General features: G+C 71.1%; 21 protein-coding genes and 1 tRNA gene. 13 read left to right on the forward strand and 9 right to left on the reverse strand.

What is annotated here, in order from left to right:
- Positions 1-132: 132 nt before the first annotated feature.
- A complete protein-coding gene (locus ACZ60E_RS12025) occupies positions 133-444 on the reverse strand; it encodes a hypothetical protein (protein ID WP_107020491.1) in 312 nt (103 codons plus the stop codon).
- A gap of 390 nt (positions 445-834) precedes the next feature.
- On the opposite strand from ACZ60E_RS12025, the gene ACZ60E_RS12030 reads away from it, so the two are divergent.
- Positions 835-1,704, forward strand: a complete 870-nt coding sequence (locus ACZ60E_RS12030) for a bifunctional DNA primase/polymerase (RefSeq protein ID WP_469439830.1) — start codon at positions 835-837, stop codon at positions 1,702-1,704.
- A gap of 284 nt (positions 1,705-1,988) precedes the next feature.
- On the opposite strand, the gene ACZ60E_RS12035 is transcribed toward ACZ60E_RS12030, so the two are convergent.
- The 3 genes from ACZ60E_RS12035 to ACZ60E_RS12045 form a co-directional block, all read right to left on the reverse strand.
- Positions 1,989-2,207 carry a hypothetical protein gene (locus tag ACZ60E_RS12035; protein ID WP_469439831.1) on the reverse strand — a complete coding sequence of 73 codons (219 nt, stop codon included), beginning with the start codon at positions 2,205-2,207 and terminating at the stop codon, positions 1,989-1,991.
- 305 nt (positions 2,208-2,512) lie between these two features.
- Positions 2,513-2,599 (reverse strand) — tRNA-Ser (locus ACZ60E_RS12040).
- Positions 2,600-2,640: 41 nt separating this feature from the next.
- Positions 2,641-4,242 (reverse strand): S1C family serine protease, encoded by a 1,602-nt coding sequence (locus tag ACZ60E_RS12045; RefSeq protein WP_469439833.1) that lies wholly within the window; start codon positions 4,240-4,242, stop codon positions 2,641-2,643.
- Positions 4,243-4,532: 290 nt separating this feature from the next.
- Here ACZ60E_RS12045 and ACZ60E_RS12050 point away from each other — a divergent pair, with 290 nt between their 5' ends.
- The 3 genes from ACZ60E_RS12050 (at position 4,533) to ACZ60E_RS12060 (ending at position 7,401) form a co-directional block, all read left to right on the forward strand.
- Positions 4,533-5,345, forward strand: coding sequence for a glycerophosphodiester phosphodiesterase (locus ACZ60E_RS12050; protein ID WP_189771495.1), 813 nt, complete (start codon positions 4,533-4,535; stop codon positions 5,343-5,345).
- 137 nt (positions 5,346-5,482) lie between these two features.
- Complete coding sequence (locus tag ACZ60E_RS12055; protein WP_469439836.1) at positions 5,483-6,130, forward strand: ATP-binding protein; 648 nt, start codon at positions 5,483-5,485, stop codon at positions 6,128-6,130.
- A gap of 281 nt (positions 6,131-6,411) precedes the next feature.
- Positions 6,412-7,401, forward strand: a complete 990-nt coding sequence (locus ACZ60E_RS12060; protein ID WP_384806655.1) for a DUF5926 family protein — start codon at positions 6,412-6,414, stop codon at positions 7,399-7,401.
- Between the two features lie 243 nt (positions 7,402-7,644).
- On the opposite strand, the gene ACZ60E_RS12065 is transcribed toward ACZ60E_RS12060, so the two are convergent.
- Complete coding sequence (locus ACZ60E_RS12065; protein ID WP_469439839.1) at positions 7,645-8,496, reverse strand: hypothetical protein; 852 nt, start codon at positions 8,494-8,496, stop codon at positions 7,645-7,647.
- Positions 8,497-8,552: 56 nt separating this feature from the next.
- Positions 8,553-9,218, reverse strand: coding sequence for a bifunctional DNA primase/polymerase (locus ACZ60E_RS12070; RefSeq protein ID WP_469439841.1), 666 nt, complete (start codon positions 9,216-9,218; stop codon positions 8,553-8,555).
- Between the two features lie 473 nt (positions 9,219-9,691).
- Between ACZ60E_RS12070 and ACZ60E_RS12075 the strand changes: the two genes are divergently transcribed.
- The 4 genes from ACZ60E_RS12075 to ACZ60E_RS12090 all read left to right on the forward strand — a co-directional run bounded on the left by ACZ60E_RS12075 (position 9,692) and on the right by ACZ60E_RS12090 (position 15,930).
- A complete protein-coding gene (locus tag ACZ60E_RS12075; protein ID WP_469439843.1) occupies positions 9,692-11,203 on the forward strand; it encodes a PP2C family protein-serine/threonine phosphatase in 1,512 nt (503 codons plus the stop codon).
- Between the two features lie 166 nt (positions 11,204-11,369).
- Positions 11,370-12,857 (forward strand): aminopeptidase P family protein, encoded by a 1,488-nt coding sequence (locus ACZ60E_RS12080; RefSeq protein WP_469439846.1) that lies wholly within the window; start codon positions 11,370-11,372, stop codon positions 12,855-12,857.
- Positions 12,858-13,076: 219 nt separating this feature from the next.
- Positions 13,077-14,444 carry a MocR-like pyridoxine biosynthesis transcription factor PdxR gene (pdxR, locus tag ACZ60E_RS12085; RefSeq protein ID WP_469439847.1) on the forward strand — a complete coding sequence of 456 codons (1,368 nt, stop codon included), beginning with the start codon at positions 13,077-13,079 and terminating at the stop codon, positions 14,442-14,444.
- Positions 14,445-14,565: 121 nt separating this feature from the next.
- Positions 14,566-15,930 carry an MFS transporter gene (locus ACZ60E_RS12090; protein ID WP_469439850.1) on the forward strand — a complete coding sequence of 455 codons (1,365 nt, stop codon included), beginning with the start codon at positions 14,566-14,568 and terminating at the stop codon, positions 15,928-15,930.
- On the opposite strand, the gene ACZ60E_RS12095 is transcribed toward ACZ60E_RS12090, so the two are convergent.
- From ACZ60E_RS12095 to ACZ60E_RS12105, 3 genes are all read right to left on the reverse strand, one after another.
- Positions 15,905-16,744, reverse strand: a complete 840-nt coding sequence (locus tag ACZ60E_RS12095; RefSeq protein ID WP_469439852.1) for a triphosphoribosyl-dephospho-CoA synthase — start codon at positions 16,742-16,744, stop codon at positions 15,905-15,907. The genes ACZ60E_RS12090 and ACZ60E_RS12095 overlap by 26 nt on opposite strands.
- A 14-nt stretch (positions 16,745-16,758) precedes the next feature.
- Complete coding sequence (locus ACZ60E_RS12100; protein WP_469439854.1) at positions 16,759-17,706, reverse strand: intradiol ring-cleavage dioxygenase; 948 nt, start codon at positions 17,704-17,706, stop codon at positions 16,759-16,761.
- Between the two features lie 122 nt (positions 17,707-17,828).
- A complete protein-coding gene (locus ACZ60E_RS12105; RefSeq protein ID WP_469439856.1) occupies positions 17,829-18,281 on the reverse strand; it encodes an ATP-binding protein in 453 nt (150 codons plus the stop codon).
- A 320-nt stretch (positions 18,282-18,601) separates the two neighbouring features.
- On the opposite strand from ACZ60E_RS12105, the gene ACZ60E_RS12110 reads away from it, so the two are divergent.
- The 5 genes from ACZ60E_RS12110 to ACZ60E_RS12130 all read left to right on the forward strand — a co-directional run bounded on the left by ACZ60E_RS12110 (position 18,602) and on the right by ACZ60E_RS12130 (position 23,775).
- Entirely contained in the window at positions 18,602-19,465 is an 864-nt protein-coding gene (locus tag ACZ60E_RS12110) for a hypothetical protein (protein ID WP_469439857.1), read from the forward strand.
- Between the two features lie 159 nt (positions 19,466-19,624).
- Positions 19,625-20,362, forward strand: coding sequence for a YcnI family copper-binding membrane protein (locus ACZ60E_RS12115; RefSeq protein ID WP_469439859.1), 738 nt, complete (start codon positions 19,625-19,627; stop codon positions 20,360-20,362).
- 181 nt (positions 20,363-20,543) lie between these two features.
- A complete protein-coding gene (locus ACZ60E_RS12120; protein ID WP_469439861.1) occupies positions 20,544-21,215 on the forward strand; it encodes an SCO family protein in 672 nt (223 codons plus the stop codon).
- Complete coding sequence (locus ACZ60E_RS12125) at positions 21,212-21,787, forward strand: copper chaperone PCu(A)C (protein ID WP_469439863.1); 576 nt, start codon at positions 21,212-21,214, stop codon at positions 21,785-21,787. The genes ACZ60E_RS12120 and ACZ60E_RS12125 overlap by 4 nt, the downstream gene beginning before the upstream one ends.
- Positions 21,788-21,801: 14 nt before the next feature.
- Positions 21,802-23,775: a copper resistance CopC/CopD family protein gene (locus ACZ60E_RS12130; RefSeq protein WP_469439865.1), complete on the forward strand. Its 1,974-nt coding sequence runs from the start codon at positions 21,802-21,804 to the stop codon at positions 23,773-23,775.
- The last annotated feature ends 1 nt before the right edge of the window (position 23,776 follow it).

Here is a 23,776-nt window from a genome sequence, read left to right on the forward strand (position 1 = left end):
CGGGGGTGCGCGCAAAAACGTCTGCGCGGCGATGCCGAAGCACCGCCGCGCAGACGTGTTACCACCCCACAAAGCACCCCACCAAGGAGGCATACGGCCGTCGGGGGTCTCCAGTCCCCGGCGGCCGCCGGCTCACCAGAGGTGGGTGAAGTTGACGGCGACGTTGTCGTTCGACTGGTCGATGGCCGTGAACGCGGACCCGTTCACCTGAGCCGTGTTGCTCTGGTTCGAGGCGCCTGAACCGACGGCCTGCTGCTGCGTCGTGGACGAGGTGCCGTAGTTGTCACCCCCGACTCCGCTGCCACCGACGGTCGCCACCGCGGCGTTCGATCCGTTGTCCGCGAAGGAGCCGTTGTCGGCCACTGCCACTCCCGAGAAGAGGGCGGCGGCGAGCGGCAGGGCTGCCGCGGCGGCGAGAACGCGGGCGGTACGGATGCTTGCCATGTCAGTTCCTCCAGAAGCGAGAAGTACGTACCGGTCGGGACCGGTTACCGGTCAGGACCGGCTGAGTACGGCTGGTTCCGGGGCAGTTGGCCGACCGCCTCGGTGTTCGTTCACGACGTCGCGAGATCAGAATTGCCCACCGAATCCCCGGCGAACCACCCCGGAAGCCGCTATTCGCTCGCAAGCGTGAGTACATGTCGATAAACCCCCTTCACGCCCCCAAAACCGCAGTTCAGGATGGTGCGGGCGACTCAATCCCATACAGCGCAAGGGATGAAGCGTTTCGTCACCTTTTCAGCCAATCCCCCTGGGCGGGTTTATCCACCCTTTCCGGGGCGCCCCCCACCCCCACCTCTTCCCTTTTTCGAACACTCGTACGAACATAGATGTATGGCCACCATCGACCGGCAGGCCACGACGCTGGCCCTCGCACACGCCCTGTCAGCCGCCGAACGCGGACTGGCCGTCATCCCGCTGTCCCGGACCAAGCTCCCCGCGCTGCGCTCGCCCCACCGCGACGAACCGGCGGCACCGCCCTGCCACGGCGAGTGCGACCGCTTCGGACACGGTGTGTACGACGCCTCGACCGACCCCCGCCGCATACGCGCGCTCTTCGCCGCCGCCCCCTGGGCCACCGGCTACGGGATCGCCTGCGGCCTGGAACCCCACCACCTGATCGGCATCGACCTGGACACCAAGTCGGGTACGGACTCGTCCGCGGCTCTTCGCGAACTGGCGCTGCGCCATCTGTTCACGATCCCCGAGACGGTCGTCGTGCTGACTCCCAGCGGGGGCCGCCACCTCTGGCTGAGCGGCCCGCCCGACGTCGTCGTCCCCAACTCCGCGAGCCGGCTGGCCCCGGGCATCGACATCCGCGGTGCCGGCGGCTACCTCGTCGGCCCCGGCTCCCGTACCGAACACGGCGTCTACAGCACGGCTCCGGGCACCGCTCAGCTGCCGCCCGCGCCCTGCCCGACGTCGCTGCTGCGCCTCCTGACGCCACCGCCCCGCCCCCACAACACCCCGACGACGGCCACGCCGAGCCAGCAGGGCCAGGGCCTCGTCCAGTTCGTCCTGGCCGCGCACGAGGGCCAGCGCAACACCCGCCTGTTCTGGGCGGCCTGCCGCGCCTACGAGAACGGCTTCGGCCCGCAATTGACCGAGGCCCTGGTAGACGCCGCCGTCCGCACAGGTCTCACGGAACGCGAGGCCCGCTCGACCATCACGTCGGCATCCCGCATGACGAACCACCGCCCGTAGCGCACGCCACTGAAACCGGCCCACAAGGAGACGGGACCCACCGAGAGCCCGGAGCAGGCAACCAGCCGGCTAAGCGTTCTCTGTTTCCATCGGGCGCTGCGGGCAGTGCGGGCCGCACTCGTACACCTCGACGGACAGATCGTGTGCACCGGAATGCCCTTCAGCACGGCCGGCGGACCTGGTGTCTCCCCGCAGGAGTCCGGCGCACCAGCAGCAGCGCCAGCCGAGGTACTGCCAGCTTGTGAGGTCGGCGGCGGGGGGCGGCTGTGGCCGCCAGGCTCCGGTCATGGCCGCTCGGAATAGGGGATCAGGTCGTACTTCTCCCGGCAGGGGAGGCAGGCCGACTGCATGCCTCCTGGTCCGGAACCCTGCTCGTCCACGTTGATCACGCGGATGTCGGCGCTGTAACCGCAGTGCCAGGTGCAGTAGCCATAGATGACAGGCTCCTTGGAGGCCGCCTTCGGCCCGTTCGAGGCGGGCTGATGTTGCGTACCCTCGTTCACGTCGACTCCATCCAGTCGTCCACGCTCCCGGGTCGGTCGCCAGGCGTTCTCGCGATTCGGGGTGATGACGGCCCGACGTGTCCTCACTGCACTTCGCGACGCAGGGCGGGCACAGATGCAGCCAGGCACCGGAACCTTCGTCACCGAATTGCCCAAGTCGTAGCGGGGCAGAGGCTGTCCGTGCCCCCGCCGCGCCCCTCCCGTGCCCGACGGGCCGGTGTCCGACGGGGGATCCCGGTGATCGGCGGAGAGCGCGCACGACAACGGCCCCCGACCGATCTACCTGGTCAGGGGCCGTTCATCTGCGGTGGGTGTGGGATTTGAACCCACGGTCACATCGCTGCGACGACGGTTTTCAAGACCGTTCCCTTAGGCCGCTCGGGCAACCCACCCCGCGCCGCTGAGAGATCGGCGCGGGGACAAGACTAACCGGTCAGCTGTCGCCCTCGCGCTGGCCCAGGGTCACTTCGGCTGTGCGCTGCTTGCCGTCGCGGGTGTAGGTGAGCTTGACGGTGTCGCCGGGCTGGTGGGTCCAGATCTCGCCGATGAGGGTGGGGCCGCTGTCGATCACGCGGTCGTCGAGCTTGGTGATGACGTCGCCGGGCTTGAGACCGGCCTTCGCGGCGGGGCCGTTCGGCGTGACCGCGTCGGAGTTGGCGGCGCCCTGTTCGGTGATCTTCGCGCCCGTGCCCTCCTCCAGGGAGACGGAGGCACCGATGACCGGATAGACGGGCTTGCCGGTCTTGATGAGCTGCTGGGCGACGTTCTTCGCCTGGTTGATCGGGATCGCGAAGCCCAGGCCGATGGAACCGGACTGGCTCGTGCCGCCCAGGCCGCCGCCGGTGGACTGGATCGCGGAGTTGATGCCGATCACCGCGCCCTTGGCGTCCAGGAGCGGGCCTCCGGAGTTGCCCGGGTTGATCGAGGCGTCGGTCTGCAGGGCGCTCATGTACGAGGCCTTGCTGCTGGAGCTGCCGTCGCTGGAGGCGACCGGGCGGTTCTTCGCGCTGATGATGCCCGTGGTCACCGTGTTCGACAGCCCGAACGGAGCGCCGATCGCGATGGTGGAGTCGCCGACCGCGATCTTGTCCGAGTTGCCGAGCGGCAGCGGCTTGAGGTTGTCCGGCGCGTTCTTGAGCTTGATGACCGCGACGTCGTAGCCCTGGGCGTGGCCGACCACCTCGGCGTCGTACTTCTTGCCGTTCGAGAACGTGGCCGACAGCTTGCCGCTCTCGACCGCCTCGGCGACCACATGGTTGTTGGTGAGGATGTGGCCCTGCTTGTCGAAGACGAAGCCGGTACCCGTGCCGCCCTCGCCGTTGCTGCCCTCGGCCTCGATGGTGACCGTGCTCGGCAGCGCCGTGGCGGCCACGTTCGCGACCGTGCCCGCGTCGCGCTTGAGGTCGCCGCCGCTCTCGGACGAGGAGACCGTCGTCGAACCCGAGGAGTCGTCGTTGCGGTCGGCCGCCCAGTAGCCGATGCCGCCGCCCACGCCGCCCGCGATCAGCGCGGCCACCAGGACCGCGGCGACCAGACCGCCCCGCCCGCCGGACTTCGGCTTGGGGGCGGGCTGCTGGTAGGAGGCACCCCAGACGTCCCCGGAGCTGCTCTCGCCGCCGCCTCCGTAGGGACCGGAACCGCCCTCGCCACCGCCTCCGTAGGGGCCCGATCCGCCCGCGCCACCGCCTCCGTACGGGCCGGAGCCGCCTTCGCCGCCTGTCGCGTACGGGCCGGAGCCCGCTTCGTTCGTGTACGAGGGCGTGGCCGGCGGAGGAGGCGGCCAGGCGCCTCCTTCCGGGGCCGGAACGGCGCCCTGGGGAGCCCCGGAGGGTGTCGGGGGCAACGTGGCCGTCGGCGCGTCTCCCGGGAAGGAGCCCGGCCTCTGGGGCCGGTTCGCGCCCTCGTGGGGGCCCGCGGGACCCGCTCCCGGCGATACCGCCTGCTCCGGGGGCGCGGAAGCAGCGGGAGTATCCACCGGCACGGGAGGTGCAGACGGGGCCGGGGGTACTGCAGTGCCCTCGTTCTCGGTGCTCACAGCTCTTCCTCTCGATCCACGGCTGTTCAGTAAGTTCGCATCCGGTCACGTTCGGTCGCGGGCGTTCAGGACTCCACCACGCGTGTTCGGGAACCGGCACGATTCAGCTGTGCATGTGCTTTTGTATGCCGTCAGCTTTTCCCACAGGACGTCAGGGCGCCATAAGCGGCACCTGTGACTCCGAGATCTTCATTTATATAGGACAGGTCTGACAAAACCACTGCACGGCCCGCGCCGCCGATGCCGCCACCCGTCGCACGCGTACCCATTCGCGGTGGCACCATGACGCGGTGACCCACGCACGACAGCACCCGACCCAGGTCGTCGCTCATCGCGGGGCCTCCGAAGAGGCCCCCGAGCACACTCTGGCCGCGTACGAGAAAGCCATCGAGGACGGGGCCGACGCCCTTGAGTGCGATGTACGGCTGACCGCGGACGGGCATCTCGTCTGCGTCCACGACCGCCGCGTGAACCGCACCTCCAACGGACGCGGCGCCGTCTCCGCCCTGGAGCTCGCGGATCTCGCCGCCCTGGACTTCGGCTCCTGGAAGAACCGCGACGAGGCGCCCGACTGGGAGCAGCAACGGCCCCCTTCCTGGGAGCAGCAGTCCGTCCTCACCCTGGAGCGCCTGCTCGAACTCGTGGCGGACGCCGGCCGTCCCGTACGGCTCGCCATCGAGACGAAGCACCCCACACGCTGGGCCGGCCAGGTCGAGGAGCGTCTGCTGGTCCTCCTGAAGCGCTTCGGCCTGGACGCACCGTCCTCGCCCGCCGAGTCACCGGTACGCGTCATGAGTTTCTCGGCGCGCTCCCTGCAGCGCGTCCGTGCCGCGTCCCCGACGATGCCGACGGTCTACCTGTTGCAGTTCGTCTCACCCCGGCTGCGCGACGGACGGCTGCCTCCGGGGGTCCGGATCGCGGGTCCCTCGATGCGGATCGTGCGCAGCCATCCTGCGTACATCGAGCGCCTGAAGCGGGCCGGTCACCAGGTGCACGTGTGGACGGTGAACGACTCCGAGGACGTCGACCTGTGCCTCGGGCTCGGCGTCGACGCCATCATCACCAACCGCCCGCGCGCGGTGCTGCGCCAGCTGGGCCGCTGAAACCACTCCCCTCCCGTTCCCCACAGGCCCCACACGTTCCGCCTACGAGCTGTCGCATCTCGGCCATATGGTCGATTTCAGGCCACTCGATTACAGGGAGTGCTCCGGCGCATTCGTTCCGTGTTCGATCGTTACGAGTGCGTCACTGCACGTGCATTGGCCGGTTTCCGGTCCATCCCAGAAGGGCATCCACACCGTGGCGTGGGGCAAAGGAGGTCTCGGGGGTGGCGTTGATGGTGGCACAAGAGGTGCCCACGTCGTCGAGCATGGCCGTACCCCATGGCCCTGCGGGCGTGGGAGAAGCAAGGCACCGGATGCGGGATCAACTACGCACCGGGGGTGTGGTGGAAACGGTCATCGACGACGCCGTACTGATCCTTTCCGAACTACTGAGCAACGCCTGCCGTCATGGCAGGCCACTGGGTGAAGCCTTCGCCGGGGACGGCGACGTCCGGGCGGCGTGGCGTGTCGAACCGACCGGCAGACTCACCGTCGAGGTGACGGACGGCGGTGGTCCGACGCGTCCGGTTCCGGCCACACCCTCGGTCACCGCGCGCGGCGGCCGTGGGCTGAACATCATCACGGCGCTGGCCGTCGACTGGGGTGTCCGGGACGACACCCGCGGTGAGGTCACGGTGTGGGTGGTCGTACACAAAGACGCCTGTGCCGTACGCCGGCGCAACGACTTCGCCACGCGGGTCGTGGCCCCGGCTGTGTCCGCGGCGTCCACGACGTCCGCGATATCCGACCTGGACTTCGGGGACGCATTCGACCGTCTGGACTGACTGCACCTGCCGGACCGGCGGAACCGACCGAACAGGGCGGGCCCGATGGACCGGCCGGGCCGGTCCGCCCGACTGGACCTACCGAACCGACTGGACCTACCGAACAGGGCGGGCCGAGTGGGCCCGCCGGGCCGAAGCAGACGGAAGTGCTGGTTCCGGGACGAACCGAAGCACCGCTCCGGGTGCGACCCGGCACGTTGTCCACAGGGTCCCGTCGGTCCCCGTACGAACGGCTAGGCTCGCGCCCGTACGAGTCGAGCCGTAACCGGGAGACATCCACGATGGCCAAGAAGCGACCCCAGACGAAGGCCAAGCAGCCGCAGCGGCAGGATGGGGCCCGCGCCGCCGGAGCAGACGGACACGTCCCGGTTGTCGGAGCACGCGAGCCCTGCCCCTGCGGCAGCGGCCGCCGCTACAAGGCGTGTCACGGACGCGCCGCCGCGCACGCCGTGACCGAGCTGGTCCACCGGCCGTTCGAGGGCCTGCCGAGCGAGGGCGACTGGATCGCGCTGCGCGAGCTGGTACCCGCTGCGACCGTCGAGCTGCACCTGAAGGAGGCCCTTCCGGAGGGCGTGCCGTCGGTCACGCTCGCGACGGTGCTTCCGATGGCCTGGCCGGCCCTGCGCCGCGAGGACGGCTCGGTGCTCATCGGCCTGCAGAACGACACGGCGTCCGGCGACATCAGCCGCGACCTGGCCGACACGCTCCAGCGCGCGCTCACCGCGGAACCAGGCACTCCGGTGCAGGGCCGCCGCGCCCCGGGCGACGGAGTGCGCCTGCAGGATCTCCTCGACCCCGAAGGCGCGTTCGAGCCAGTTGTGCACGAGGGCTTCGAATTCTGGGTTCCGGACGCACAGAACGCCGCCACGGAGGTCACCGCCTCCCTCGAGCGCGCCAACGCCGCCGCCATCCCGACGGTGAAGCTCGCCGGTGTCGACGCCGCGTACTGGTGCGAGACCCCCGACAAGAACCACCTGCGCTGGGTCATGCCGCACCCCGAGGAGCAGCTTCTGGACGCGCTCGCGCGGCTGCACGCGGAGGGCCGGTCGAGCCTCGGCGAGGGCACCCGGCTGGTCGGTTCCTTCCGTGCCCACGGCCTCACCGTCCCGGTCTGGGACCTGCCGACGGGCGTGTCGGCCGAGGACATCGAGAAGCCCGCGTCCGAGTTCGCCGAGCGGCTCGCCGCCGCGCTGGCCACGGACGCACCGCTCACCGCGGACGAGCGCCGGGCGCGCGGCGGTCTCACCAATCGCCAGGTCACCCTCAGCTGACGCACGGCGTGCACCCCACCCCGGCTGACCGACCGGTCAGCCGGGCGACAGGTGCGCAAAGCGGGTGACTCCTGTCACAACTCCCGGTCGTGACAAGCGAATCCGTGTCTGAATAGCCGAGATCGAATTTGCGAACAGCCGATCTCTTGTTACCGTTCCAATAGCCCGGTTGCTGGTGCATCCCCCGTCGCCAGCAACCGGGTCTTTTCATGTCCGGACCCGGGACCGCCCTCGGCGAAGTCCTCAACGCGCTTTCTGCACAGGCGAGTTGCTCCCCGAGCGCAGAAGCAGCGGCCCGTCGGCCCCGTCCGCGGACCCGGCGTACTCAGCGATCGCCGAGTACTCCGAAGCGTCGCCCGCCGTCCGCTCCCGCGGTGTCTCGCACACCCCCGGTTCGTCGTCCGCGCCCACCGCGCAGTACATCCGCACTGTGCGGCCTCCGGGCGCCAGAAGAGTCAGTACGGACGTGAGGGCGTCACCGGTCGCGTTGCGGTAGTAGGTACGCGCCCAGGTCTCCCGCCCCTGCGTCAGCACGCACGTCTGCGCCTCGATGCCGTCGGGGGAGGTGAGTTCGGGTCCGCAGCGGGCGGCGGTGGCGAGCCCCACACCGAGCGTCAGGGAGCGTTCGGAAGCCGAGGGGTGCCGGTCGGCCGCCCCACCGTCGGCGTGACCGGAGCCGGGCGCCCCGCCGGAACCGGGACCGCCGGAACCAGAACCGGAACCGGAAACAGAACCGGCAGAACGAGAACCGTCGGATCCGGAACCGCCAAAACCGGAACCGGCTGAACCGGAGACGCCGGCATCACGACCGTCGGCGTTACGGCCGTCGGCGCCCCGCTCACCCGCGTCACGGCCGTCGCCGTCCGACGACTGTGCGGACGCGCGTGCGGAAGACGGTGAGGATGCGGAGGAGGACGCGGGAGCATCGCGACCCACCGGCCCCGCGGAGGCCACAGCCAGCGGCAGCGCGACCGTGAGGACGACGATGACCGCCAGCATCGCCAGGCGGACTTTTCGGGGATCCGGTCGGTCGGGGTCCGGGGAGTGCGGTGAGTACAGGGAGTCCAGGGGTCGTCCCCCGGAGTGACGCAGCATAAATGGGACGATAACGAGCGAGGGCGGGCGCGCGGTTCGCCGCGCGCCCGAGTCCCCTACAACTCGGGGGCGCTCACACCCGTACGAGTGAGAGCCTCCACCACCGCGTCCACCACGGCCTCGACATCGGGCACCCAGGGGGCGGCCGAACCCGGCAGCGGAGCCCGCTCCCAGCGGATCCCGCCCTGTCCGGTCTCCGACGGCGGCAGGGCCACGTAACCGCCCTCGCCGTGGAAACGCAGCGAGCCGGGCACGAAGTCCTTGGCGTAGAGCAGCTCACCCAGCTGCTCCAGGGAGTACGGCTTCACGAGCAGCGCCCAGCGCGTCGGGGACGCGATCACGGGGCCGAGGCGCATTTCCTTGAGGTCGAGTGCGGCCAGCGCCCGGGCCGCGGCCGGAGCCGGCAGGCTCACCGCACACGGGGCGTTTCCTCCGGTGGCGAGGATGATCGGGGCTGTCGGCCGGTTCGTCCACCACCAGCGCGCCATGCGCTCGTCCGTGGTGGCCGCGAGCAGGCCGGGGTCGAAGGGGTGGGCACCTGGCACCGTGCACTCCGGGTCCGGGCACCCGCATCGGGCCCGCCCCTGCGGGTCCGGGGCCACACCCGGGAGTACGGGCCACTGCCATTGGGTCGCGAAGGTCAGGGCCGCGCTGAGCACCTCAGGCCTCCCGTCGTTTCGCCTGGACAGGAGCCTGCGTCGCCTTCCGAGGATCTCGCGCATGTGCGCTCGTTCCTTTCCGTTGAACGCCGAGGAACCACATCACACCATGTGTCGATCACTTCACTGTGCGTACCTACTGGCGCATCACACCCTCGTCAGAGACAAGGGGAACCCCTATGGGCCGAGCGTTGGTTGCGTCCGCGTCCATACTGCGTCTGGCTAAAGCACGGGCATGGCGTGGGGTGGCGGCGCCTGGCGTTTGCTGTCCCGCGTATATCTCGCCGCCTCCGCCACGGGAGGATGGGGCACGGTCGTCGGTGGTTAAGACGCCCGGGTCCGGCGCCAGGTTCCGGGAGGGTTCCGTGAGGATCCCCACCACACCTGGCCTTCACCGAGTACGTACCCATCACGACCGCTGTGACGCTCTGTCGAGCTAGGCCAGTCGACCGCAATACACCGTGACTAGAGTCTATTTTAAGCCAACTTTACCTTTCCGTAGCGGTCCCACGGACACCAGGAATCCCAGCAGGACAATGCTGGACATCCCCTTACGAGTGCGTGTACATGTGGAGACACTGCCAGCGGCGCAGAATGACATGGGGGTTTGCGATGCTATTGAGCAATACGCACCGGTCGGAAAGCCGGACACCATGAACGCCCCTCACCTCCCGAAAGTGGCCGGAATCGATTCAACGGTTCCCTCACCCACACACACTGTCGCGCCGACACGTGCCACCACGGGTTCCCCACCGGCCACTTCTCCACACGCCCCGGGCGCCGTCCTCCAGGACAGACTCGCAGGCTGGGTGTCCGATCTCACCACCCTGCACGAGCTGACCGAGCGACTGGCACGGACCGCCTCACTGGCGGACGCCCTCCAGGAACTGCTGCGCGCCGGAGCCGCCCTCGTGGGCGCCCGGCGCGGTCTCGTGGTGCTGGAACCGGGCGACGGCCTCGGCCCGGACACCACGATCGGCCTGGGGCTCGCCCGGGCGGATCTCGGGCACATCGAGACCGTCCCGCGCAGCTCCACGTCGTACGGGAAGATCCTCGACGGGCTTCCCGGGGGCGAGGGCGAGATCGCCCAGCCCGATCTGCTCTCCGAGGACGGGCTCGACCCGCGGCACCGCGAGGTGGCCGCCCGGCTCGGCTATGCCGCGAGCTACGCGCTGCCGCTGTCCACGGACGCGGCGGGCCGTCTCGGCGCCGCCGTGTGGCTCTACGACGAGCCGGCCGAGCCGGTCGAGCGGCAGCGACACCTGGTCGGCCTCTACACGGCGTACGCGGCCGAGCACCTGGCCCGCCTGGTGGAACTGGAGCGCACGCGCGCGTGCATCACGACGATCTCGGAGGAGCTGCTCCCCTCCCGGCTGCCCCGGGTCTCCGGGGTCCAGCTCGCCGCCCGCCATCGCACGGGACCGCGCGGTGGCGGCGACTGGTACGACGCGCTGCCGCTGCCCGACGCCGCGCTCGGCCTCGCGGTCGGGTCCGTCACCGGGTCGGGCCCCAGCGCCGTGGCCGCGATGGGCCGGCTGCGGGCCTCCCTGCGGGCGTACGCGGTGATGGAGGGCGAGGACCCGGTCGCCGTCCTGTCCGACCTCGAACTGCTGCTGCGGCTCACCGAACCGGCCCGCTCCGCCACCGCCCTGTTCGCGTACTGCGAGCCGGCGCTGCGCAAGATCACGCTGGCCGGGGCCGGACACAGCCCGCCGCTGGTGATCGGCGAGCGGCGCACCGAGTACGTGGAGACGTCGCTCTCCGCGCCTCTCGGGATGCTCGCCTGCTGGGAGGCGCCCAGTGTGGAGTTCCGGGCGGAACCGGGAGAGACGGTTCTGCTCTACACGGACGGGCTGCTGCACCGGACCGGCGATCCCATGGACCGGGCCTTCTCGCGGCTGCACGCGGCCGCCGCGAGCGTGCCCAGGGCGCTGCGGACGGACCCGGACGCGGTCGCCGACCACGTCCTGCGGACCATGCTGCCGGACGGCCTCGACGACGCCGACAGCGACGAGGACGTGGTGCTGCTCGCGGCCCGCTTCGAGTGAGCCGCACGACTGGCACGGGCCGGTCCGAGTGAGCCGCGGGGGCTTCCCCGGGGGCGCCGACGCGCCCCGTGTGTGAGCCGCACGTCATCGGGTCTTCCGGCCCTGGGCGCTCTTCCGTACGACCGTACGATGGGAGGCGTCCAGAGTCGTATCGAGGAGGCAGATCGTGTCGGAGGCGCTCATTCCGGAGACCCCGGAAGCCGTGCTTGAAGATGCCGCCGACCAGGCGGATGAAGAAGAGCCCATCAAGCAGCGCAAGAACGGCCTGTATCCGGGCGTGTCCGACGAGCTGGCCGAGAGCATGAAGTCCGGGTGGGCCGACACGGAGCTGCACGGTCTGGAGCCGATCGCGCAGGCCGCGCACACGGCGGCCCGCCGCGCCGCGCTCTCCGCGCGCTTCCCGGGCGAGCGCCTGGTCGTCCCCGCGGGGAATTTGAAGACCCGCTCGAACGACACGGAGTACCCCTTCCGTGCCTCGGTCGAGTACGCGTACCTGACCGGCAGCCTCACCGAGGACGGCGTCCTCGTGCTGGAGCCGGTCGCGGACGGCCACAAGGCCACGATCTACCTGCTGCCGCGCTCCGACCGCGAGAACGGCGAGTTCTGGCTCTCCGGCCAGGGCGAGCTGTGGGTCGGCCGCCGCCACTCCCTGACCGAGGCCGAACAGCTGTACGGCATCCCCGCCTCGGACGTCCGCGAACTCCCCGACAGGCTGCGCGAGGCGACCGGGCCCGTCCGGGTCGTGCGCGGTTACGACGCCGGGATCGAGGCGGCGCTCACCGACAAGGTGACCGCCGAGCGCGACACCGAACTGCGGGTCTTCCTCTCCGAGGCACGGCTGGTCAAGGACGAGTTCGAGGCCGGCGAGCTGCAGAAGGCGGTCGACTCGACCGTGCGCGGCTTCGAGGACGTCGTACGGGTCCTGGACCGCGCCGAGGCGACCAGCGAGCGGTACATCGAGGGCACGTTCTTCCTGCGCGCGCGGGTCGAGGGCAACGATATCGGCTACGGCTCGATCTGCGCCTCCGGACCGCACGCGTGCACGCTGCACTGGGTGCGCAACGACGGCCCGGTGCGCTCCGGGGACCTGCTCCTGCTGGACGCGGGCGTGGAGACGCACACCCTGTACACGGCCGACGTCACGCGCACGCTGCCCGTCAACGGCACGTACTCGGAGATCCAGAAGAAGATCTACGACGCCGTGTACGAGGCCCAGGAGGCCGGCATCGCGGCCGTGCAGCCGGGTGCCAAGTACCGGGACTTCCACGACGCCGCCCAGCGCGTGCTGGCCGAGAAGCTCGTCGAGTGGGGGCTCGTCGAGGGCCCGGTCGAGCGGGTCCTGGAGCTGGGGCTGCAGCGCCGCTGGACGCTGCACGGCACCGGTCACATGCTCGGCATGGACGTCCACGACTGCGCGGCCGCGCGGACGGAGACGTACGTGGACGCGACGCTGGAGCCGGGCATGTGCCTGACCGTCGAGCCTGGGCTGTACTTCCAGGCGGACGACCTGACCGTGCCGGAGGAGTACCGGGGCATCGGCGTCCGGATCGAGGACGACATCCTCGTCACGGAGGACGGCAACCGGAACCTGTCCGCGGGGCTTCCTCGCCGGTCGGACGAGGTCGAGGCGTGGATGGCTTCGCTGACGGGCTGATGTGCGATGACATGAGTCGGCGCTGTGCTGTGGCATGAACCGACACGAATGGCCGGGTACCGATGGGGTGCCCGGCCATTTTCGTCGTCTGCGGGTGCGCTGTGGCTGGTCGCGCAGTTCCCCGCGCCCCCAAAGACAAAAGGCTGCGCGGTTCCTCGCGCCCCTGAAGACAGAAGTCCGCGCGGTTCCTCGCGGCCCCGGCGGAAGGAGATCTGGTCGGTGGACTCGTTCTGGGTCGGTGTCGGTGTCGATCTGCATCTCGAAGCCGACGTCTCCGACGGGCGCCGCGCCGGGCTCGAACGGGCGTTGCGCGACGCCGTCCGGGACGGGCGGCTGGCCCCCGGGGCACGGCTGCCCGCGACCCGGCGGCTCGCCGTCGAACTCGGGATCTCGCGCGGCACGGCGAAGGCGGCGTACGACCAGCTCGTCGCCGAGGGCTATCTGACCGCGCGGCAGGGCGCGGGCACCCAGGTCGCCCCGCTGCCCGCCGTGGACGCGGCGGCTCCGGAGACGTCGGCACGCACGCGTGCACCCCGTTTCGATCTGCGGCCCGGCAGCCCCGACGTCGGTACGTTTCCGGCGACGGCCTGGCTGCGGGCGCTGCGCCGGGCGATCGCGAACGCGCCCTCCTCGGCGTACGACTACGGGGATCCGCGCGGCCGGATCGAACTGCGGACGGCACTGTCGGGGTACCTGGGGCGGGCGCGCGGGGTGATCGCGCCGCCCGAGCGGATCGTGGTCACGACCGGATACGTACAGGGCCTCGCGCTCCTCACCCGCGTGCTGGACGGCGGGGCGATCGCCATGGAGGACCCCGGGCTGCCCTTCCACCGGGACGTGGTGCGGCACAACGGCGGGACGGTCACCCCCGCGGAGGTCGACGAACGGGGCGTCCTCGTAAGGGGGCTCGGTGACGCGGCGGCCGTCGTGGTCACGCCCGCGCATCAGTACCCGACCGGGGTGACCCTGCACCCGGAGCGGCGACGGGCCCTGACGGACTGGGCACGCGCGCGTGGAGGGGTGATCGTCGAGGACGACTACGACGGGGAGTTCCGTTACGACCGGCAGCCCGTGGGCGCGCTCCAGGGGATGGCACCCGGGCAGGTGGCCTACCTGGGGACGGCGTCCAAGACGCTCGGACCCGCGCTGCGGCTCGGCTGGATGGTGCTGCCGCCGTATCTCGTCGACGCGGTCGCCGACGCCAAGCTGCACAGCGACCACCACACCGAGTCCATCGGCCAGTTGGCCCTCGCCGAGCTGATCACCGGCCACGCCTACGACCGGCACGTACGCGCGTGCCGGCTGCGCTACCGGCGCCGCCGGGACCAGCTCCTCCACCGGCTGGGCGCGCGACGGAACGTACGGGGTGTCGCGGCGGGACTGCACGCGCTGGTCGAGGTGGCGGACGAGGAAGCGGTGCTGGCGCGGGCCGCCGAGAAGGGCCTCGCGGTGGGGCGCCTCGGCGAGCACTGGCACACGCCGGGCGACGGGCGGCCCCAGGGACTGGTGGTGGGGTACGGGACGCCTCGGGAGCGGGTCTATCCGGAGGCGTTGGAAGCGTTGGGGCAGGTGCTGGAGCGGCCCTGAGGCAGGACGGGCGCTGGGCACCGCACACCGGGCACCGGGCACCGGGTATGGAAATTGGGCCAGGAAACAGCACAGTTATTGGGCCTGTTGAGAGGTCCACTGCCCTCATAGCGTCATGACCATGAGCAACCGAGCAACGGCAGCCGACGCGTCCGTACGGGCGAACCGTGTGATCCCGCCCGCGGGGCCGCAGCGGGTCCTGGCCCTGGCCCAGTTGAGCAACTCCGTCGGGGACGGCGCCTACTACGTCACCTCCGCCCTCTACTTCACGCACGTCGTCGGGCTCGCACCCGCGCGCGTGGGACTCGGGCTCACGATCGCCTGGGCGGTCGGTTCGGTGGCGGGCGTACCCCTGGGGCGGTTCGCCGACCGACGGGGGCCACGCGGCACGGCGGTGCTCCTGGCGCTGGCCACGAGCCTCGCCGTGGCGTCCTTCCTCGTCGTCCGCGGCTTCGTGCCGTTCGTGCTGGCGGCGTGCGCGTACGCGACCGCGCAGTCGGGGCTCGCGGCCGCCCGGCAGGCGCTCCTGGCCGGTCTGGTGTCCCGCCAGGAGCGCACGGGGCTGCTCGCGCACCTCCAGTCGACGCTCAACGCCGGGCTCGCGGTGGGCGCGGGACTCGGCGGACTCGCGCTGCACGCGGGGTCGCGGGCGGCCTACCTCGGGGTGTTCGCGCTGGACGCGGTGAGCTTCCTGCTGTGCGCGGCGGTGCTGCTGCGGTTGCCGGCCGTGGACGGGACGCACGCGCGAAACGGGACGCACGCGCGCGTGGGGGCCGGTCGGGGGCCCGGACGGGGCGGCGCTCCCGGCGTCCTGCGCGACCGTCCCTACGCCGTCGTGACCCTCCTCAACACCGTGCTGCTGCTGCGGATGCCGCTCCTGAGCCTGGGCATCCCGCTGTGGATCGCCGAGCGGACCGCGGCTCCGACGTGGGTGGTCTCCGCGCTGTTCGTGCTCAACACCGGTGCGGTGATGCTCTTCCAGGTGCGGACGGCCCGCGGGATCACGGGCACGGCGTCGGCCACGCGCGCGGTACGGCGTTCGGGGCTCGTGATGCTGGCCTCGTGCGCGGTGTTCGCCCTGTCGGCCGGGGTCTCGTCGTGGACAGCGGTCGGCGTGCTGGCGGTGGGCGCGGTGCTCCAGGTCGTCGCCGAGATGCAGCAGTCGGCGGGGTCCTGGCAGCTCTCCTTCGACCTCGCTCCGGCCGACCGGGTGGGCGAGTACCAGGGCTTCTTCGGTACGGGTGTGACGGTGGCTCGGACGCTGGGCCCGCTGGTGCTGACGGCGCTGCTCGTGGGCTGGGGGACGCCGGGCTGGCTGCTCCTCGGCACGCTGACGCTGGCGGCCTCGTACGCGATGGGTCCCGCGGTGCGGTGGGCGGCGCGGAGCCGGGCCGCGGAGAGCCGGGGCACGGAGAGCCGGGCCGCGGACCCGCTCGGCGGCCAGGCGGCCGAACCGACCGTCAAGCGGCCGGTACCGGTGAACTGACCCACACCGGAAGCGAGTCCGCGAACAGGGCGCCCGCGAGCAGTCCGCTGCTTCCGCGGGGGCTCCACGCGCGCGCGTGGAGGTCCTCGTCGAAGGCCGCCAGGGCCGCCCGGCCCGGCCCGGTGGACGTGCTGCCCGCCTCGACGACCCCGCGCGCACCCGCCTGCACGTGCCGCAGACCGTGCGGCCCCGCCGTGTACAGCAACTCGGTGTCCTGGAGCGTCGACATGACGGTCAGCAGGGCGTCGAGCCGCGCGTACGGCTCGGGAACGCCCGCGGTGCGGGCCGCGGCCAGCGTGTCCAGCGCCCGGCGCACATGGGGGAAGCCGGCTTTCGCCTCGCCCCGGGCGCCGGCCGCGCCGTACTTCGCGGAGACCGAGGAGCCGCGGGAGGGCCGTCGTGGCGCCCGCCGGTCGGAGTGGGCCGCGATCCGCTTGGCGGCCGTGGTCAGGTCCCGTCCGCCGGCCCGGGGTTCCAGGGCCGCGGCGGCGACCAGCAGGCCGAGCACCCACAGCGCTCCGCGGTGCCCGCCGCCCGCCAGGGCCACCGAGTGCTCGGTGCAGCGCCCGATCGCACCCAGTTCGGCCCGGAGTTCGGGCGTCGCCGAACCGGTGCGGCGGGCGGCGGCGGCCATCGCCGCTAGGCCCGGCTCCAGCGCCTTGGCCGACCAGCGCAGCGAACAGTGGTCCTCGCCGGTCACCCGGGCACCGAGATCACGCGGGTCGGGCAGTCCTGGCTTGGGTGCCAGCGCCAGCTGCCCGGTGAGCGCGGTCACCGCGGCCCGCGCCAGCGCCTCGTCCGCACGGCTGCTCATCGCCCGCGGCCCCCTTACGAGGAGGAGGCGGAGGAGGAGGCCGACGCGCTCGGGGCGTCGCTGGGAGCGCCGCTCGGGGGCGTGCCGCCGCCACCGCCACCGCTCCCCGCGCCGGTGTTCTCGGCGTCCGGGTCGACCCCGAGCGTGATGGAGCCCTTGTAGCCCTTGGAGGGGTCCTTCTTGTGCACGGCTTTGAGGGTGAGCAGGCCGCTGGAGGCGCCCCCTCCGTCGTAGACCATGTCGTCGTCGAGCTTGGTCCAGGTGCCCGAGTGCTTGGAGTAGGGCTCCAGTTCGAAGATCTGCTCGGCGATGTCGTCGTCGAAGAAGAGCTGGCCGGTGTAGTTGACCTTGCCGCCCTCGTAGGTGCCGTCCTCCTTCTCGCCGCCGGTGTGCACCTTCACGTGGATGTGGCAGGTCCGCGGCGTGTACCAGCCGGGGACGATGGTCTCGAACGTGGCGACCCCGTTGGCGTCGGCGACCTGGTAGCCCCGCAGATAGGTCTTGTCGTCGGCGGTCGAGCCGTCCTCGCTCTCGGCGGGCGCGGAACCGCCGGGATTGGCGGTCGTGTAGCCCGAGTAGTAGCCCCAGGCGTCGCAGTGCCAGATCTCCACGGCCGCGCCGGCGACCGGGGCGCAGGACTCCGTGGTGTCCTGCACGGTGATCCGCAGCGTCAGCGGGACACCGCTCTTGCCCTCGGTGATGTCCTTCCGTACGAGGGCGCCGTCCAGGTAGTACGGGCCTTCGGTGACGCTGGACATGAGGACGCAGGTGCCGCCGCCCGAGGTGGCGGACGCACTCGCGGAGGCCGTCTCCGAGGCGGTCCCCGCGGCCGTGGCGGTCGTCCCGTCGGCGAAGGCGGACTGGTATCCGGCGATCGCGAGGCCGCCGGCCGCGGCCGTACCGCCGGTGACCGCGAGGGCCCGGCGCCGCGTGATGCTCGTGCCTTTGTGTGTTCCCGTCATGACGGAAAAGCTAGGGAGGCCACCCGTCAGGGACATGGGTGAAAGCTGTGAGCGCCCTGAGAATGCCGGGAAAGCTGAAATCGGCGGGAAAACAGCCCTCTTCGGAGGCCCTGGACGTGCCGTCAGGTGGCCAGCAGCGGTGTGCCCTCGCGCCACTTGAGGATCTTGTCGAAGCTGACGACGGCCCCACCCCTGACGGAGCTGCCGATGTGGACGTGGTCGGCGAGCTCCTGGATCAGACCCAGGCCCCGGCCGTGCTCCGCGTCGCTGTGGGAGGGCCGCAGGGGCGCACGGCCACGGCCCAACGGGAACCCCGGGCCGGAGTCGGTCACTTCGATACGGCACTTCTCGCCGTCGAGATAGGCGGTGACCCGGTAGGCCTCGGTGGGCTTCCCCCGGTCCGTGTCGCCCCCGTGCTCGACGGCGTTGGCGCAGGCCTCGCTCAGCGCGACGGAGATGTCGTAGGAGATGTCAGGATCCACCCCCGCCGACTCCATCGTGCCGATCAGCAGGCGCCGGGCGAGCGGAACACTCGCCGCCTCACGCCGGAGATGGAGGGACCACCAGATGCTCATGCTCCAGCCTCCTGGCCGCGGCTCGACATACCGTTACGTATTGCCGCGGAAACCCGGAACTAAGCGTGCGGTCGACGTGACAACGCCCATACGGGGGATGTACCGACGCCATCTGCCGGTGTATGGCCGGTATGTATCCGACACAATGTCGAACGACGCCGGCGCGTGTACGGGCACACATATGGGCGCATGCACGGATGAAAAACCCCAGAACCTCATCTTCCGGCACCTTCCCGACCTTCCGATATCTTCCGGTCCGCACGTCATCTTGTGGACCTGCCGTATGGGGCGGGTAAGGCCAGTGCGATGATGAGCCCGCCATGACTGCCTCCCACCAGCGCACGCGCACCGGAGGTGATCTCCGGGTCCTGAGGGCCGCGGTGTTCACCGCGGTCTGTGTCGTGCTGGCCGCGGCCGGCCACTCCATCGCCTCCTGCGCGACGGTTCCTCTGTGGTCGCTCGGGGTGGGCTTCCTCGCCGTCTTCGCCGTCGCGGCGCCGCTCGCCGGGCGTGAGCGCTCGCTGCCGGGCATCACCGTGCTCCTCGCGACCGGCCAGACGGTGCTGCACACGCTCTTCGGACTCGGACAGCACGGCACGGCGGTCACCGCGTCCGCCTCTTCTTCCACGGCTTCCATGGCTTCCACCGGCCTGGACACCTCGCTCGTGGCCCGGGCCGCGCGGCTGGTGTGCGGCGCGTCCGTCGCGACGCTCAGCCCCGCCCAGGCCCAGCGGATCCTCGCCGACGCACAACTCGGCACCGGCACCGGCGGCACGAGCACAGGTACGGGCACAGGCACCTCGCACGCCCTGCACGAGCAGACGGGCGTCATGTCGGCCGCCGTCGGATCGCCGGCCTCGGTGCTGCCGTCGCTGCCGATGCTCCTCGGTCACGTTCTCGCCGCGGTCGCCGCCGGGTGGCTGCTGCGCCGCGGGGACATCGCCCTGCGGCGCCTCCTGCGGCTCTCGGCGCACGGAGTGACGGAAGGGCCGCTGGTCTCCCTGCGCGGAGCCCTGGCGCTCGTACGGGCCCTGCTGTCGGGCCTGCCCGGCGTGCTCCCGGCGGTGCCCGGCCCACCGCGCCTCTGGGCGTACGAGCCGGCGGCCCCGCACACGACCGCTCTTCAGCACTCGGTCAGCCGGCGCGGTCCGCCGGCCGGCGAGGCACTCGCCCTCGCCGCCTGACACGACGGACCACTTCGGACGTACTTCTTCGGACGTACCCACTCCGGGGATGCCGTCGTGCGGCACGCGCGCGTGCCCGCTCTTCCACGCGCGCAATCCCCAGTTCTTCACCGAACGGTTCTTCACCGAACCAGTGCTGAAAGCGAAGTGTTTCCTGCCATGAAGGCTTCTCGTATCGCCGCGACCGGTGTCGTCGCCGCCTCCGCCGTCCTCGTCCTGTCCGGCCCCGCGTTCGCGCACGTCAGCGTGCAGCCCGAGGGCACGGCCGCCAAGGGCGGTTACGCGACGGTCAACTTCAAGGTGCCGAACGAGCGCGACAAGGCCTCGACCACCAAGCTGGAGATCAACTTCCCGGCCGACCACCCGCTCGCCTCGGTCATGCCGCAGCCCGTCGACGGCTGGAACGTCAAGGTCACCAAGTCCAAGCTCGACAAGCCGCTCGAACTGCACGGCGAGAAGATCAACGAGGCCGTCACCAAGGTCACCTGGACCGCGGACGGCAAGGGCATCCAGCCCGGCTTCTTCCAGAAGTTCCCGCTCTCCATCGGCGCGCTGCCCGAGGACGCCGACGAACTGGTGTTCAAGGCGATCCAGACGTACTCCAACGACGAGGTCGTGCGCTGGATCGAGACCCAGGAGAAGGGCGAGGAGGAGCCCGAGACGCCCGCTCCGGTGCTCGCGCTGTCCGCCGCGACCGACGACCACCACGGGTCCGCCGCCTCCGACGACGACGCCGAGAAGGCCGACGACGCGAAGGCCGCCGCGTCGACCACCGAGGCCACCTCCTCCGACAGCAGCGACACCACGGCCCGTGTGCTGGGCGTCGTGGGCATCGTCGTCGGTGTGGCGGGCGTGGCGTTCGGCGTTCTCGCCGGCCGTCGGCGTAGCAACGCTTAAGTCCAGTACGACCTGCGCGCAGGTCCGGACCGGCCCCCGCCGGTCCGGTACGGCCTCCGCGCAGGTCCGGTCCGACCGATCCGTGGTCGGACGCTCACCGCGATCCCGGCCGGTCCGTATCCGGCCGGGGCCGGGGCCCGTACACCGGAGACCGAGTGCGGCGTCCCCAGGAGAATGCACTATGCGCAAGAAGACGTACGCCGTGGCCGCTCTGTTCGCCGCGGCCGCTCTGACCCTTTCCGCCTGCGGCAGCGGCGGCAGCGGTGACAACGCCGTCGCCGAGGTGTCCACCGAGACCGGCTCGGACAAGGCCGCCACAGTCCTCGACAAGCCGTTCGAGAAGCCGGACCTGGTCCTCACCGACACGCACGGCAAGAAGTACGACCTCCGCGAGGCGACCGCGGGCAAGCCGACGCTCGTCTACTTCGGCTACACCAACTGCCCCGACGTCTGCCCGTTGACGATGAACAACATCGCCGTCGCCAAGAAGCAGCTCGCCCAGGACAAGAAGCTGTCCCAGGCCGAGAAGGACTCGCTGCGCATCGTGTTCGTCACCACCGATCCGGAGCGCGACACCCCCGCCGCGCTCGGCAAGTGGCTCAAGGGCATCGACTCGGACGTCGTCGGCCTGACCGGCTCCTTCGACACGATCCAGGCGGGCGCCCGGACGCTGGGCATCTCCATCGAGGCGCCGACGAAGGGCAAGGACGGCAAGGTCACCTCCATGCACGGCACGCAGGTCATCGCGTTCTCCCCGAAGACCGACGGCGGGTACGTGCTGTACGGCGAGGACGCCACCGTCGACGACTACACCAAGGACCTCCCCGCGCTGATCACGGGCGCGAAGCCGTGACCCGTCGTACGGCGTCCGCGGCGGCCCTCGTGGCTGCCGCCGCACTCGTCCTGACGGGCTGCGGGGACTCGGACCCCGGCGGCTCGGGCGGCTCCGGGAACGGGCTCTCGGTGGGCTCCGCCTATATGCCGCAGCCCGTGTCGGACTCCATGGCGGCCGGATTCCTGGTCATCGCCAACGACGGCGGCACGGGCGACCGGCTGTCCTCCGTCACCAGTGACGTGGCCGGCGAGGTCACCATCCACACGACCGTCGGGCAGTCGATGGAGCAGGTCAAGGATCTCGACATCCCCGCCCACGGCAAGCTCGTCCTCGAAAGCGGTGGCGACCACCTCATGTTCGAGAAGCTGAAGCGCAAGCCGAAGGAGGGCGACACGGTGTCCCTGGAGCTGCGTTTCACCGAGTCCGATCCGATCAAGGTCGAGATGCCGGTGAAATCCGCCACCTACCAGCCGTCGACGGCGACGAAGTCGTCCGCGCGGTCGTCTTCCGCTCCGAACGCCCCGACCGGCCCGTCCACCGTGTCCGCTCTGCCTGCCCTGTCCGTTCCGTTCACGACATCGCACCACTGAGGGAGGGACCACCGTTGAGCCAGACCATCGCTCCCCGTGTGCGGACGCTGTTGCTGCTGCTCCTCGCCGTCACCGGCGCGCTCCTCGCCGGGGCCGTGCCCGTCTCCGCGCACGCCGCCCTGACCGGGAGCGACCCCCAGCAGGGAGCGGTGGTCGCCGAGGCCCCCGCCCAGGTGTCGCTCACCTTCTCCGAGCAGGTCGCGATGTCCGACAGCTCGGTGCGCGTGCTCGACCCCAAGGGCAAGCGCGTCGACACCGGCAAGACGTCCGGGCAGGGCGGCAACACGTACGCCGTTAAGCTGCACTCCGGCCTGCCGGACGGCACGTTCACCGTGACCTACCAGGTGGTGTCGGCGGACAGTCATCCCGTCTCCGGCGCCTTCACCTTCTCCATCGGTGCGCCCTCCACGACCACCGTCGCCGTGTCCGACCAGGAGGCCGGCGGCGGGCTCGTGGGCGGCCTCTACGGCTTCGCGCGCTATGTGTCGTACGCGGGATTCATCCTGCTCGTCGGAGGCTCGGCCTTCGTGCTGGCCTGCTGGCAGCGCGGCACCGGTGTACGGGCGGTGCAGCGGCTCGTGGTCTCCGGGTGGCTCGCCCTGACCGGGGCCACGCTCGCCATGCTGATGCTGCGCGGCTCGTACACCGGCTCGGGGAAGTTCGGGGACATCTTCGACCTGAACCTGCTCAGCGAGGTGCTGCAGACCAAGACGGGCGCCGCGCTGGTGTCGAGGCTGCTGCTGCTCGCCGCCGCCGCGCTGTTCATCGCCGTGCTCTTCGGGGCGTACGAGAAGCGCGAGGACGAGGAGGAGAAGGGCGATCTGACCTTCGGGCTCGCCATCGGCGGGTTCGTCGTGGCGGCCGGTCTCGCCGCGACGTGGGCGATGGCCGAGCACGCCTCGACCGGTCTCCAGGCGGGGATCGCGATGCCCGCCGACGTCCTGCATCTGCTCGCCGTCGCGGTCTGGCTGGGCGGGCTGTCGACGTTGCTGGTGGTGCTCTACCGGGCGCCGTCGATCGAACGGTCCGCCGTTCAGCGCTTCTCCCAGGTCGCGTTCGGCAGCGTGGCCGTGCTGGTCGTGACCGGGATCTACCAGTCGTGGCGGCAGGTCGGCTCGTGGTCCGCGCTCACCGGGACCTGGTACGGGCAGCTGCTGATGATCAAGGTCGGCCTGGTGGTCGTCCTCGTCGGCATCGCGTGGATCTCGCGACGCTGGACCGCCCGGCTGGCGCAGACGCCGACGCCGGCGGCCAAGGAGTCCGTGAAGGCCTCCGCCGGGGCCACGGCATCCAAGAAGTCAAACGGATCGGCCGGGGGCAAGGGGTCCAAGGGCGCCAAGGCGTCCAAGGCGTTCGGCGGGTCCGAGAAGAGCCCCGCCGACAAGGAGACGGTCCCCGCAGGCGGGGGCGGGGGCAAGCGGGCCGCCCAGCTGGCCCGGCAGCGGGCCGCGGTGGCCACCGCGCGCGACAAGCGCCTGCGCGACGCCGACCCGCTCCGCTCGGGCCTGCGCCGCTCGGTGCTCGCCGAGGCGGGCGTCGCGGTCGTCCTGCTGGCCGTCACCACCGTGCTCACGTCCACCGAACCGGGGCGTACGGAGGAGGAGGCGAAGGCCGCCACCGCCGCCGCGTCCAAGGCGCAGACCGGTGAGGCGCTGTCGCTGGACATCCCGTTCGACACGGGCGGCCAGGACGGCAAGGGGATAGCCCGCGTCGAACTGGACCCGGCCCGCGTCGGCGGCAACGACATGCACGTCTACGTGGAGCGGCCGAACGGCAAGGCCTTCGACATTCCCGAGGTCAAGGTCGCCTTCACCCTCAAGGCGAAGGACATCGGACCGCTGCCCGTGGTCCCCGACCGCATCGCCACCGGACACTGGACGGCGAGCGGGGTGCAGATCCCCATGGCGGGCAGCTGGCAGATCGAGGTGACCGTGCGGACGTCCGACATCGACCAGGTGACCGTGGACAAGAACGCGCAGATCGGCTGAA

Source organism: Streptomyces sp. NPDC102514, from assembly GCF_055584525.1.